Source organism: Ornithinibacillus californiensis (assembly GCF_001038485.1).
Taxonomy (GTDB): Bacteria; Bacillota; Bacilli; order Bacillales; family Amphibacillaceae; genus Ornithinibacillus; species Ornithinibacillus californiensis.
Genome location: NZ_LDUE01000069.1, coordinates 40,868 through 54,164 on the forward strand (window position 1 = coordinate 40,868; position 13,297 = coordinate 54,164).

A 13,297-nucleotide genomic window follows, 5' to 3' on the forward strand; every position below is an offset into this window, starting at 1 on the left:
AATCCATTGAGAGTTAGCATTCGTTTAACTTGTGGTTGGTATTGGTTACCATATTCCTTATTCAATTGTCCAATTCTCTATCATAAAAATCTCTGCTTCCCTTTAAATAAATATTGACAACGACCCTTTTTTACATTAAAATCGGTATTGTTGCAAATGATAATCATTATCATTTGTGTATTATACATACATCGGAGGGGTCATATCAATGAATAAAATAAAGTGGATGATATTTGCTATACTAGCGACAGCATTATTTGTTTTAGCGGGTTGTACTGAGGATAATAAAGCAGATAATGGTGAGAAAGATACCAATACGGATAGCAATGAAGAAACAGCAAAAGTTGTTAATCTATATACTAGTAGACACTATGATGTCGATGCAGATTTATATGAAAAGTTTAAAGAAGAAACAGGTATAGAAGTAAATGTAGTCGAAGGAAAAGGCGATGAATTAATGGAGCGCCTTGATCGTGAAGGTGAAGCAACAGAAGCAGATGTGTTTATAACAGCAGATGCTGGTAACCTTGCTCGTCTCAAAGAAAAGGGACTAACACAGGCTATTGAAAGTGACGTATTATCAGCAAATATCCCTGAAAAGTTGAGAGATGTTGATAATGAGTGGTTTGGCTTAACCAAAAGAGCTAGAATTATTGTTTACTCAAAAGACCGTGTAGATCCAGAAAACTTATCAACATATGACACATTAACAGAATCTGAGTGGCAGGATCGTGTATTAATCCGTTCTTCTGAAAACATATACAACCAATCACTAATGGCATCTTTTATTGAGTTAAGTGGTGAAGAAGTAGCAAAAGAATGGGCAACTGGAATTGTCAACAACATGGCAAGAGATCCTCAAGGCGGCGATACGGACCAAATGAAAGCAATCGCAGCAGGTGAGGGTGATGTCGCAATTGTTAACACGTATTATGTTGGTCGTTTATTAAACTCAGAGAACCCTGAAGAAGTAAGTGTAGGGGAGCAACTAGGCGTGTTCTTCCCAAATCAAGATACTACAGGTACACATATTAATATTAGTGGTGCAGCAGTAACAAAACATGCTAAAAATGTGGAAAATGCAATAAAATTCATTGAATTCTTATCTAATGTTGAAGCACAGGAAGTATTTGCTGAGGCGAATAACGAATATCCAGTCAACGAATCAGCTAAAATTTCAGAGACACTTCAATCATGGGGAGAGTTTAAAGAACAAGATATTAACTTAACTATCCTTGGTGAAAATAATGCAAAAGCAATCCAGTTATTTAACGAAGTAGGCTGGAAATAAAGTAAAAATATAGTAATAAATAGAAATAAAACCGTATCACATTTGGTGATACGGTTTTATCCATGTTAGGTGTAAATGATAATGATATTCATTTTCGAGGAACTTTCTAGTATAATAGAAGTTGATAAGATTAATTGTTTGCTCTCGTTAAAGACGAACCTACTGCCCCAGTTGATACAAAGGTACAAAAATGACTTCACTGGGTGTAACTGTTACTGCTTAGGAAATTAACACAGCTATATTTTATTCTTTCTTATTCTATTTAATACGTAATTTGTTTACATCTGTGGAAGGTGTGCCATCAATGAACTCTATTAGAACTACAAAAAGCCGCCCTAATATGTGGGCATTACTCAGCTTTTTATTTATAACTATTATTCTATTACCAAACCTAGTAATCGCAGTGAATTTCTTTGCCCCGGCAAATGAAAACTGGCAGCATATTAAGGAATACTTGCTCGTTGATATAGTAACGAACACTGGAATAATTTTAGTTTTCACAGCAATAGCAACTACTCTGATAGGCACCAGCCTCGCGTGGATTGTAACCGTTTATAAGTTTCCATTACGGAATTTCTTTAGATGGGGTTTGATACTTCCACTGGCCGTACCGCCATTTATTGGTGCATACACCTATCATGGTATTGTAAACTATACAGGTGTTATTCAATCGACACTACGTAATTCCTTTAGTATTCAAGTAGATCAGAAGTACTTTGATATTATGTCCATTCAAGGTTCTATTTTTATTTTTACATTGTTTTTATATCCATATATTTACGTTATTACCAAGTCTTTTTTTGAACAACAGTCTGCATCTATCGTTGAAAACGCCCGTTTATTAGGAGCAAACTCCTTTGAAGTATTTTTTAGAGTAATCCTTCCGATTGCACGCGCTGCAATTATTGGAGGAGTAACTATTGTTATGTTGGAGGTCATTAATGACTATGGTGTCGTAAAGTATTACGGTGTTCAGACTTTTATCACTTCCATTTTTCAAACATGGTTTGCGATGGGCGATATCGATTCAGCATTTAAAATTGCTGGCACGCTAATGGTAGTTGTCATCTTCATCTTAATACTAGAGACTATCGTTCGGGGTAGAAAGCGTTACAGTTACTCTACGACAAAGGTTCGCCCCATTCAATCGAAACTACTAGTTGGGACTAAGGCATGGTTGATGTTTGCATATTGTTTTGCCATATTTAGCTTGGGATTATTAATCCCGTTATTGCAGCTAATTTATTGGGCAGTTATGACTTATGACAAGATACTTACTGCTGAATTTTTTACATTAATAAAAAACTCCTTTACGGCAGCAGCAACTGCGGCATTACTAACTGTTGCAATTGCATTGGTTATTGCAAATTATACGCGGATTAGTAGGAGTATATTTTCCAAGGTCATATCCAAGATAACTGTATTAGGGTACTCTATCCCGGGAGCAATTATAGCAGTGGGGATTATTACGATATTTATAGCTTTAGATGATATATTATATTCATTTTTTACTAGCTTTAATTCAGACCCAATCTATGTATTACGAACGAGTCTTGTTATGCTCATCTCGGCATACGTTATTCGCTTTCTAGCGGTTGGTTATAATAGTATTGAAGCTGGATTTGAAAAAGTAGGGAATACGTTTACAGAAGCGTCTAGAATGTTAGGCGTCTCTCAAGTCAAAACATTTTTTGGTGTAGATATACCACTCGTTAAAGGTGCAGTCATTAGTGGTTTTATTTTAGTCTTTGTAGATATTTTAAAGGAATTGCCATTAACTATGTTATTACAGCCGTTTAACTTCTCGACGTTAGCTACGAAAGCTTTCCGATATGCAAACGATGAAATGGTAAGTGAAGCAGCGTCTGCATCGTTACTAATTATATTGATTAGTGGCATTTGTATTTTTATTTTCCATAAAGTCTTGGATAAAGGAGAGTGACCCTAATGTATGTTCAGATTAAAAACTTACATTACCAATATCAAAATAGTAGTAAGCCGACAATCAAAGATTTTAGTCTAAATATTGATCAAGGGGAAACGGTCACTATTTTAGGTGAAAGCGGCAGTGGAAAAAGTACGATACTGCGAATTATAGCTGGATTAGAAACACCAAAATCAGGCTCCATTTCCATTGATGGAAAAATTGTTGTAGACGAACGACATTTTGTAACCCCAGAAAATCGTGGAATTGGAATGGTGTTTCAAGATTATGCCCTGTTTCCGCATATGACGGTTGCAAAGAATATTATTTACGGGCTTCGTAAAATGAATCGTAAGCAAAAAGCTGATAGATTAGATGAAATGCTCGAATTAGTTAATTTAACTGACTTTAAATATCGTTATCCGTATGAATTAAGCGGTGGCCAACAACAACGTGTTGCCCTAGCAAGAGCTTTAGCACCATCTCCGTCTCTTTTAGTATTTGATGAACCTTTTAGTAATCTAGATGCAAACCTTCAGGTGAAAATAAGAGACGACATTTATACAATTCTAAAGAAAACAGGTGTCACCTCTATATTTGTCACCCATGATCAAGCGGATGCAAGAGTATTAGCTGATCGTATTGTATTCATTGAAAATGGAATGATTAACCGAGTCGGTCCGCCAGAAGAAGTGCTAGGATGTGCAAGTTTGTTAATGTGGGCTAACTCAAATTAAATGTGGGCCCGTCCTTCTATGAATGTTTTCACAGAGGGACAGGCCCATTTAATTTGACCGTTTTCTTCTAACGCCCACTCTAGTTGTTTGTAGAAATAATCTCCTTTATTTGTTCCATATGCCGCTGTTCATGTAGTGGGATAGTCTCTATCCACTGACTTAACGGTAATAAACCAAATGCAGGATGTACCACAGATTTTTCTTCTAATAAGGAGGAAGGATCTTTTATGCTATTAATTGTCTCAATTAGCTTTTCCCTAGACTTACTGAGCATATCCATAACTTCTTGAACTTCAAATGGCCCACCACCGGGAACCACTACTTTAGGGGCAGGAAATTTTTTTGACCGATTTAACATATAACTCATATCTTTTGGAGCTGTTTTAGTATCCTTATCTTCTTGTAAACCCCACTTCACCGCTTTTATAGTTGCTAATTCTACTAAAGTTAGATGATGGCATATCTGCCCTATACTCCACCGCTCCTCACTTGGTGTTGCATTAAGTTCTTCATCGCTTAAACCTTCAATTAACTTAAATAGCTCTACTCTTGTTTCCTGGAAGTTATCCGTAATAATACCCTCCATCATAATCCCCCTTTATGGAATTGAAATGACAACCTTTCCTCGAGAATGCCCTTCTTCAAAATACTTAATTGCCTGTGGCACTTCATCTAATGTATACCTTCTATCAATTACCGGCTTTACACTATCCGCCTCGATTAACTCTTTCAACAAAACTAAGTCTTCTTGTTTTTGCTGATGCATGAAATTCATGAATTTTTTCTTACCTGTTATCGAAACTAATGGTCCGAAAAGCATCGATTCATACATTTGACTAATGGAACCTCCCACATAAACACATATTCCATTCGATGTAAGAATATGCTTGTATGTTGAAATAGACTCCGATCCGTTGATTCCAATTATTCGATCATACAATTGGCCACTTTCTGTTATTCTTTCTTTTTTGTAGTCCAAAACATTGTCTGCTCCTAGGCCATAAGTTATTTCTACATTTCTACTACTAACCACCGCAGTCACATCAGCACCAAAGTTTTTTGAAATCTGTAATGCAAACGTACCTACTCCACCTGAAGCACCGTGAATGAGTACCTTCTGTCCCTTCTCTATCTTCCCTTTATCTCTTACGGCTTGAAGAGCGGTTACTCCCGCCATTGGGACTGCAGCAGCTTCTTCAAATGATAGATTGCTAGGCTTATGAGCAATTGCCTTCTCCGGAGCTGCAACAAATTCTGCAAAAGCTCCCCAGCCACTGCTGGATAAGTCGCCATACACCTCATCACCCACTTGGAACTGTGTGACCTTCTCTCCTACTGCTTCGACAGTTCCTGCGATATCACCACCTGGGATTCGAAATTTCGGCTTACGAATTCCAAATACTAATCTGGCTATATAAGGTTTACCTCTCAGTAATACGATGTTGCCATAATTAACAGAAGCCGCATGCACTTTTATTAATACTTGATCCGGTTTGGGAACTGGCATTGTCACATCCTGAAGTTCCAAGGATTCTGGTCCACCGTATTTATTAGATACTATTGCTTTCATTTAGATCCTCCTAAAGTTCTTTTTGCTCAGTTTAATTGATAAAATGAACTACGACATTGACTTAAGTTAAGATGGACTCAAATTTGTTGGAGTATGTTGTGTTCGCTTTTTAATTCGACTTAAAGACTCTGGAGTAATACCTAGGTAGCTAGCTAATTGATGTTGAGGTACGCGGGTTAGAAGGTCTGGTCTGTTTTCGATTATAGATTTGTATCGTTCTTCGGGTGTGGAACTAATAAAGTTGGCAAATTCATTTTGCGTCTGACCAAGGTAAGTTTCCATCATGCGACGGGTCATCTTTTCTAGCTCGGAATATTGTTGATACATTTCCTGTTCAGACTCCATATCTCCAACGACTAATACGCAATCTTCCGTACAAGTAAGCGAGTATTTAGAGGATAGATCCTCTCGGGTAAAATTGGACAATAATATTGCTTGTTCTTCGGTATAAAAATTGGTTGTGATTTCTTTACCATCTACATTGAACTGATACTGTCTAACACAGCCGGATAATACGAAATAACATTTTGTAGGATCTAATGAATCCCCTTGTCCAGCGAGTTGGGTTCCTTTTGTAAATCCCTGAATGTTAAGCGATTCTAGTATAAATTGTTGATCTGCTTCATTAAGATTCGTATATTTAGCCATATATTGAAGTAATTTTTCTTTCATGGCTTTCTCCCTTTTCTGTATTTATTTTCCATATTAATCATACCACTTTTTATATTATATTTTTGTAAAAAATTAATAATTATTTAAATTCGAAACCTTTTCTAGTAATTTTCGTAATAACAGGTAAAAAGTGAAATGAATGAATAATGGAGGTTGGCATGAAAAATCAATTTCTCTTTATAGCAGTATTCATTGTGCTAATAACAGTACTTGTAGGCTGTAGCAATGATGAACAAGTTGAAGCTTCAAAATCTGGTTTAGATAGCATGCGTCAAAATTACGAGGATAGAGGTAAAGAATGTAAATTGATAAATGATGTCGTTGAACGTGGTGATTGTTTTCAGGAAGTGAATGAACTGTACCTGAAATGGAATAGCAATTTAATGGAGGATTTTCAATATTCTCCACTGACTGATGGACTCCGTTGGGAAGAAGTAAAGAATATTTTTTATTTCTCAATAGATGAAAATAGTGAGTTATCCGAGGTCCAAATCACCGAAGATTATGAAGTCTATTTACAAGAGAATTCTCAACAAAATACTCAGCTTCAAGAGGAAATTGTGAAAGAGTATTGGTACATATTTTCTAATTTAATTCCTAAAGAATACCGAAAAGACCTGAAACAATTAGTTTGGACAAACCTTCCCGGCTACTATTATTTTGTAGGACGAGATGAGGAAAACATTGAACACACAACCCTAAACTTCGCCGTAAAAACACCAAAATATGATCCTAATTATCATAAAGGGATACTTATACACGAATTTGGCCATATTCTAACATCAAATAAAGACCAGGTAAAAGTGGAATCCGATTTTCATTTATCCGATGATGTAGAAGTAATAGCTCAAGCAATTGAAGAATGCCCTACATTTTATTTGTTTGGTTGTGCCAATGAAGACAGTTACTTATATCAATTCTACCTTGAATTCTGGGAAGATATGATGGGAGATTATGAAGCAATTGATTGGAGCATAGAAGATGATTACCGAACATTTTATCAAAAATATGAAGACCGTTTCTTCAATGGCTATCAAGCATGGGATCCAAATGAGGATTTTGCAGAAACCTTCACCTTTTTCATCATGCTTAACTCCGAAGAACTACAAGGTCAGTCTGATATGAAATATGAAAAGATTAAGTTCTTGTATGGATATGATGAACTAGTCCAGCTCAGAACACAGATATTAGAAAATCTATATGACCTATCTGTAAAAGATAAAAAGTTTTACTGATCGAACAGTCCACAATCACTTCCTTGATTTTGGACTGTTTTCATTCCTGAAATGACTGACGATGGACGTATAACCTTATTAAATAAACAAATGATAAATACAAACAACTTAAGGAAATGAGAGCAAATGTTAACAGACTATGTAAATATTGGATTCCACATTGAGTTTATTAGCCACCTCGTAGCGATTGTTATTGGTTTCTTTAGCCTACTTTTCTTTTTACAAATAGATAAAAAAAAGTATGGATTATTATTTATCTTAGCGGCATTAGCTGGAATTATATTTTGTTATATATTCGTAAGCTTTGATTTTTATTCCTTCCCCTATCTTTTATTTCCTAAGCTGCAAATTATGCCATTTACTGCGATTGCATTATCATTCCCAATTATTGTTTTATTTGCCGTACGTTATAGTCCGGAAAATTGGGGTTGGAAAATACCTTTCTTTTGGACGATTATTCACGTAGGAATGCTTTTGGAAACTCTAGCTTCCAATTATACGGATCTTATTACATACAATTTTGAATGGGACTTGTGGGATTCTTATACTTGGTGGTGGATTTACTTCTTAGTGTTTGAGTGGATTGGAGGTATTATTATACCAAAAGAATTAAGAAAGCCCCTCCATATCAGCCATTTGAAATTTGGCAAATTAGGATGGGCGATAATTCATTTTGTCCTTATTGTGACTATTTTTCTTGGAGGTTACTATTTAGGATCGCTGAAATAAGCTCACGGGAGGTCAGACCCTTACTTAGCGTTTTCATCTGGTTGATGAATACCAAATACATTTCCTTCTGTATCCTTATAGTACCCTTGCCAAGCCATGCCAGGTAGAGCATATTTTGGTAAAGCAACTTGTCCACCATTTGCAAGTATCTTAGCTTCCGTAGTATCGTAATCTTCTACTCCCATTGTACAAGAGAAACCATTCATTGGCTGACCTGATTCTGGTGGAGGTCCTTGGCGTTTCATTAATGCTCCATCAATTCCTGGTTCATCCGAACTTCCTGTTACAGCTCCTGCATAAGGCATCCCAGCATATTCGCTCCAGTCTTCAAAGGTCCAGCCAAAAACTTCTCCATAAAACTTCTGGGCACGTTCCATATCGTCTACATGAATTTCAAAATGAATTAATCTTCCCATACTTTCCTCCTAGTAATAATAGATTTGATATAGCTTGATTTCTATCTATTATTCTACCACATGTTGACAGAATATATTCAACTTTATTAAAATTCTAACTTCCTACTCGACCCGACTCTATATTGTATTATTTATTCATTTCTAGGGCTGCTTCTAGCAATGGTTTGAGTTGATCTAAATGAATATCTTCCATCTTTAAAATTCTTATATGTCTCATTGCTTTTCCTGTTCCTTGTAAAACATTATGTATATCCTTATCTACTAGCTCGATTCCTTTATGAAAACCCAGGTTTACATGTTTCTTGGCAGCTTGCAAGTAAAATACTAGTCCATTTTGCGAGTAATTAGGCATTGACCACTTATATTCTTCTATTAGATTCGGTGAAGTGTCTAGGATGATCTCTCTTAAAGCATTAGTAATATCTTGAATCTCCTCAGGTAATTCAGCGATGTAGTTGTCAACCTGTTTATTGTTTCTCGATTTTTCTAACATCGTAACTCTCCTTTCTGGAATATACTATACTATTTTCACCTTACATTTCAGGTACTAAGCATCTAGTAGATTGTATCATATTTACAATTTAATCAAGTTATCTATGGTTACACTAATTCAAAAAAGGAGGAATGTGTGGAATTATCAGGTGTTGTGAGCGATGATAAGGGTGCAGAGTTAGCACCAGTGAAGTAAGTAGAAAAAGCACTGCGAAAACAGTGCTTTTTTTTATTGAGTACATATATATACTAGGCAGAGAATTTTTTAACATGAAGTTTTATCTGGTTTATAGTTATGCTAGTATAATAGTTAGATATTTTCAAAAAATCATTTATCGCTATAAACTAGGGGGAAGTATGAAGAGTAAATTTACTTTAGTTACTTTCTTATTGTTGATAGCTTTGTTCTCATTAAGCTCCTGCAGTAACGAAACCAAGTCAATCGAACAGGAATTGTTAGACGAAATGGCTGATACAAAATTGAATATTGATGAATTTCTTCATTTAGAAATTGTAGAAAATGGTGTAGTTACATTTTATTCTTATGAAGATCAACTATACTCAGGCTTCATTAAGAAAGACGGAGCAGGATGGGAATGGCATTTCGGAGGAGGAGCAATGCCATTACAACAATCAGATGATGACTTTGATTGGCATGGAACGAACTTTGATGACTTTATCGTTCAATATGGAATCATCTGGGATCCAACTATCAAACAGATGATGTTTGAAGACAATAATAGAAAAGCTAAAATAATAGAAAACGAAGACGGCTTAAGAATCTACTTCTTTATCAATGAACCGGTTGGTCCTGGATATTACAAGGTTGAACCTGTTTATGAGTAGAAACTAAAATAAGGATGAAAGAAAACATGAAACAAATTATCGCTTTAGGTGGGGGCGGTTTCTCAATGGAACCGGACAACCCTTTGTTAGACAATTACATACTTAACCAGGCGAAAAAAGCAAAACCAAGAATATGCTTTCTTCCGACTGCAAGTGGAGACTCAGATAATTACATATCGAGGTTTTATCATTTTTTCGAAAATCAATCCTGTGATGCCTCGCACTTATCTTTATTTCATCCACCAACTAGGGATTTAGAAAGCTTTTTGTTAGAAAAGGATATTATCTATGTTGGCGGTGGGAATACCAAGAATATGCTAGTCTTATGGAAAGAATGGGGATTAGATAATATTTTGAGAAAAGCATGGGAGCAAGGAATCATATTAGCTGGTATCAGCGCTGGTTCCATTTGCTGGTTTGAAGAGGGAGTTACTGATTCCTATGGGGATGGGTTGGAACCTTTAGTGTGTTTGGGTTTCCTAAAAGGAAGCAACTGCCCACATTATGATGGTGAAGCTAATCGAAGGCCCTCCTATCGCAAATTAATTAAGTTGGATAAGATAAAGCCCGGAATTGCGGTAGATGATGGAGTTGCCCTTCATTACATAGGTGATGAGATTCATAAAATCGTAAGCTCAAGACCAAATGCCAAAGCTTATAAAGTATCTTTGAAACAACATGTTATTGAAACAGAGCTTCCTACAGTTTTTCTAGGCTCCTCTTGATAAAAAGTGAAAGAATTCCAGTATTCTTTCACTTTTCAATCTTTACAAACAAATTTAACTCTGCTAAACTAATAACAATTATAAATGATTGATTAATCAATCATAAAAATGAGGGATCATAAATGCCATTATCCGAACAGCAACAAATAAAAATGCAACAAAGAAGAGAAAACATACTTGAGGCCGCTACTAAGCTTTTCGCTACAGAAGGATATGAAGGTACAACAATCAAAAAAGTATCGCAAGCGGCAGGAGTTAGTTTTGGAAGTGTCTTCACCTACTTTAAAGATAAAGAGGAGCTTTTTAATACATGTGTTTTAGAACCTCTAGAAAATCTATCCAATCATGTGTTGGATTTTAACCCGGAAGTAGAAAATCCAATTTCTGAGCTCGAGGAGATGGTTAAGAAACATATTGTTTTCTTTTCTGGTATGAACGAGTATTTGGCTCTAATTGTTCAGGTGGTCGGACAATTTCAAAAACACATTGAAACTTTTGAGCAATTGGATCGATTTCATGATGAATTTAGAAAAAAGGTTGGTCAGCTCATACAAAATGGGCAGGAAAAAAATTTGTTGGTTGAACAGGATCCATTAACCGTAGCTACTCTTTATATTAGCCTTCTAATTGGTATTCGTCTGAATTCAACTGACAGAAGATATGATGCAATCTGGGAAGCTTATGTTCCTTCTACGATGCATTTATTTGGACCTATTAAAAAATAGGTTCTTCCTTTTATTTTATTAACGATTGATTAATCAATCATTAAGGAGTGGTAAAATGAACTTTATGTCGATTCATCCGACGATACGCTTGCGATTATTTCTAGTCTTCATCTCTACGGTTTCTACCATGACAGTAATTCCTTATTTGATTATTTACTTTGCTGGGCAATTAGGAAATGTCATTACTGGGGTATTATTTTTAGCTGTTATGATCGCGAATATTGTTGGCTCTTTTATTGGTGGCTATACTTCTGACCGTATTGGACGTAAGAAAATAATTTTAATTTCGGAGCTTGCTATCATGGTAGGTTTTATTGGGGCGGCTATAACAAACTCTCCTTTGGGATCTTATCCCTATCTTACTTTTTTATTTTTCTTGGTTATTCAGTTTAGTAACGGCGCGGTTAATCCTGTGTATCAAGCATTCATTATTGATATTAGCTCACCCGAAGAACGCAAGGTAATCTATACTTATTCCTATTGGATAAGAAATGTTGCTGTTGCAATTGGAAGCATGATTGGAGCATTCCTTTTCTTAAATTATCTTTTCTTTTTACTTCTAACAGTTGCGGGTACTTCCCTCTTATCAGTTGTCCTCATATTTATATATGTCCAAGAAACCTATACACCAGTCATAGAGTCGTCTAAGCAAAAAACTACAAATAACAAGCATGTATTCCAATCTTATAAGAGGATTCTCACACACCGTTTTTTTATTGTCTTTTCCATCGCTAGTTTACTCGTAGTTTCCATCGAAGAACAGTTAACCAATTATATTGGAGTAAGGCTTGCAAACGAAATAGATGATCCGATTCCATTGGTTTCATTAAATGTGGATGGGGTCAATCTCCTTGGAATACTAAAAGGAGAAAATACACTGTTAGTTGTTTTCTTTACGCTTGTCATCACACACGTTATTAGAAAATGGAGAGAAAATCATGTGTTGTTATTCGGATTGTTCATCTATTTTTTTGGATACACCATTTTGAGCATTAACTTATCGCCCATCATCCTTATAGTTGCTATGTTTATCGCAACAATTGGGGAGATTATGTATAGTCCTATTATGCAAACGATGTTAGCCAATTTAGTTCCTGACAATGCCCGTAGTACATATATGGCAGTATATGCCATCGCAACTATTCTTGGGGTAAGTTCAGCTGGGATATTTATGATTATAAGTAATTGGGTACCTCCATTATTATTAACCTCGATATTTGCTGTCATGGGATTAATAAGTATCGTATTGTTTTATAGGCTTATGAAACCCAATCAATTAACTGAACAAAGTCATACTGGATAGTATTGATTAATCTGGCAAGAATAACTGTATTAACAATGAGGGGGTTTTTTGGGTGAAAAGACTAATCATCTTCGTAGTGTTCTTGATCTCTATATACGGTTTTGCCGCAATTACTGTTGCAGAAGACCAACCAGCTTCCCCTGAGGAATTTTATCCTAGCATGGGTTTTAAAAATGTTGGCATGGCCTTACAAGAATTCGAGAACAATTATAATAAGAAATTACCACTTCCAACTAGAATACCACCTTTACCTTTCACCCATCACTTTGGAAAGTTCAGTGACTCTATCGGCGACATTAATGATAGATTTGTATTGGAAATGCTACATGAAAATAAACCTGAAAACCATTATATAATTGAGGTCCGACCGATTCAAAATCGAATGGAAGTACTAGATAGATTCTTGATTGATACGTATACATTGAAAGATGGGTCTGAGGCAAAATATGCAAAGTTCAGCCTTAAAGATAAAATCCTATTTTACTATCTTGTATTTGAAAGGGATGGTTGGCAATACAAATTAAGTATAGACGCAAGGGTTTCCGATATGGTTACTCCAGAAATATTTGTACAGATTGCTAATTCTTTTGTAGCAGATTAATTAACAGGTCACTTCAATTGTAGGGGTGACC

General features: G+C 35.7%; 15 protein-coding genes. 10 read left to right on the forward strand and 5 right to left on the reverse strand.

The genetic code is table 11. The annotated features are described in order from the left end of the window. The first annotated feature begins 208 nt into the window (after positions 1–208). The 3 genes from TE34_RS19145 (at position 209) to TE34_RS19155 (ending at position 3,952) form a co-directional block, all read left to right on the forward strand. Positions 209–1,291 (forward strand): Fe(3+) ABC transporter substrate-binding protein, encoded by a 1,083-nt coding sequence (locus TE34_RS19145; RefSeq protein ID WP_201777712.1) that lies wholly within the window; start codon positions 209–211, stop codon positions 1,289–1,291. Between the two features lie 304 nt (positions 1,292–1,595). Further along, the gene (locus tag TE34_RS19150) at positions 1,596–3,233 is read left to right on the forward strand and encodes an ABC transporter permease (protein ID WP_047986415.1); all 1,638 of its coding nucleotides are present in this window, start codon (positions 1,596–1,598) and stop codon (positions 3,231–3,233) included. A gap of 5 nt (positions 3,234–3,238) precedes the next feature. Then, entirely contained in the window at positions 3,239–3,952 is a 714-nt protein-coding gene (locus TE34_RS19155) for an ABC transporter ATP-binding protein (protein WP_047986416.1), read from the forward strand. Positions 3,953–4,031: 79 nt separating this feature from the next. Here the strand turns inward: TE34_RS19155 and TE34_RS19160 are convergent, their stop codons facing one another. From TE34_RS19160 to TE34_RS19170, 3 genes are all read right to left on the reverse strand, one after another. Next, positions 4,032–4,538, reverse strand: a complete 507-nt coding sequence (locus TE34_RS19160) for a DinB family protein (protein ID WP_047986417.1) — start codon at positions 4,536–4,538, stop codon at positions 4,032–4,034. Between the two features lie 12 nt (positions 4,539–4,550). Continuing rightward, positions 4,551–5,522 carry an NAD(P)-dependent alcohol dehydrogenase gene (locus TE34_RS19165; protein WP_047986418.1) on the reverse strand — a complete coding sequence of 324 codons (972 nt, stop codon included), beginning with the start codon at positions 5,520–5,522 and terminating at the stop codon, positions 4,551–4,553. Positions 5,523–5,588: 66 nt separating this feature from the next. Continuing rightward, positions 5,589–6,194 carry a Crp/Fnr family transcriptional regulator gene (locus TE34_RS19170; protein ID WP_047986419.1) on the reverse strand — a complete coding sequence of 202 codons (606 nt, stop codon included), beginning with the start codon at positions 6,192–6,194 and terminating at the stop codon, positions 5,589–5,591. A 158-nt stretch (positions 6,195–6,352) separates the two neighbouring features. On the opposite strand from TE34_RS19170, the gene TE34_RS19175 reads away from it, so the two are divergent. Beyond that, positions 6,353–7,429 carry a hypothetical protein gene (locus TE34_RS19175; RefSeq protein ID WP_047986420.1) on the forward strand — a complete coding sequence of 359 codons (1,077 nt, stop codon included), beginning with the start codon at positions 6,353–6,355 and terminating at the stop codon, positions 7,427–7,429. A 126-nt stretch (positions 7,430–7,555) separates the two neighbouring features. Beyond that, positions 7,556–8,158, forward strand: coding sequence for a CBO0543 family protein (locus TE34_RS19180; RefSeq protein ID WP_053075145.1), 603 nt, complete (start codon positions 7,556–7,558; stop codon positions 8,156–8,158). A gap of 20 nt (positions 8,159–8,178) precedes the next feature. Here TE34_RS19180 and TE34_RS19185 read toward each other — a convergent pair whose 3' ends face one another. Next, complete coding sequence (locus tag TE34_RS19185; RefSeq protein ID WP_047986421.1) at positions 8,179–8,574, reverse strand: VOC family protein; 396 nt, start codon at positions 8,572–8,574, stop codon at positions 8,179–8,181. A gap of 127 nt (positions 8,575–8,701) precedes the next feature. Further along, positions 8,702–9,067, reverse strand: coding sequence for a DUF1801 domain-containing protein (locus TE34_RS19190; protein ID WP_047986422.1), 366 nt, complete (start codon positions 9,065–9,067; stop codon positions 8,702–8,704). A gap of 356 nt (positions 9,068–9,423) precedes the next feature. Between TE34_RS19190 and TE34_RS19195 the strand changes: the two genes are divergently transcribed. From TE34_RS19195 to TE34_RS19215, 5 genes are all read left to right on the forward strand, one after another. Further along, the gene (locus tag TE34_RS19195) at positions 9,424–9,912 is read left to right on the forward strand and encodes a hypothetical protein (protein WP_047986423.1); all 489 of its coding nucleotides are present in this window, start codon (positions 9,424–9,426) and stop codon (positions 9,910–9,912) included. A 26-nt stretch (positions 9,913–9,938) separates the two neighbouring features. Further along, positions 9,939–10,637, forward strand: a complete 699-nt coding sequence (locus TE34_RS19200) for a Type 1 glutamine amidotransferase-like domain-containing protein (protein WP_047986424.1) — start codon at positions 9,939–9,941, stop codon at positions 10,635–10,637. 122 nt (positions 10,638–10,759) lie between these two features. Continuing rightward, positions 10,760–11,362, forward strand: a complete 603-nt coding sequence (locus tag TE34_RS19205) for a TetR/AcrR family transcriptional regulator (RefSeq protein ID WP_047986425.1) — start codon at positions 10,760–10,762, stop codon at positions 11,360–11,362. A 55-nt stretch (positions 11,363–11,417) separates the two neighbouring features. Continuing rightward, complete coding sequence (locus TE34_RS19210) at positions 11,418–12,665, forward strand: MFS transporter (RefSeq protein ID WP_047986426.1); 1,248 nt, start codon at positions 11,418–11,420, stop codon at positions 12,663–12,665. A 52-nt stretch (positions 12,666–12,717) separates the two neighbouring features. After that, on the forward strand, positions 12,718–13,266 hold the full coding sequence (locus tag TE34_RS19215) for a hypothetical protein (protein ID WP_047986427.1): 549 nt from the start codon (positions 12,718–12,720) through the stop codon (positions 13,264–13,266). Positions 13,267–13,297 lie beyond the last annotated feature (31 nt).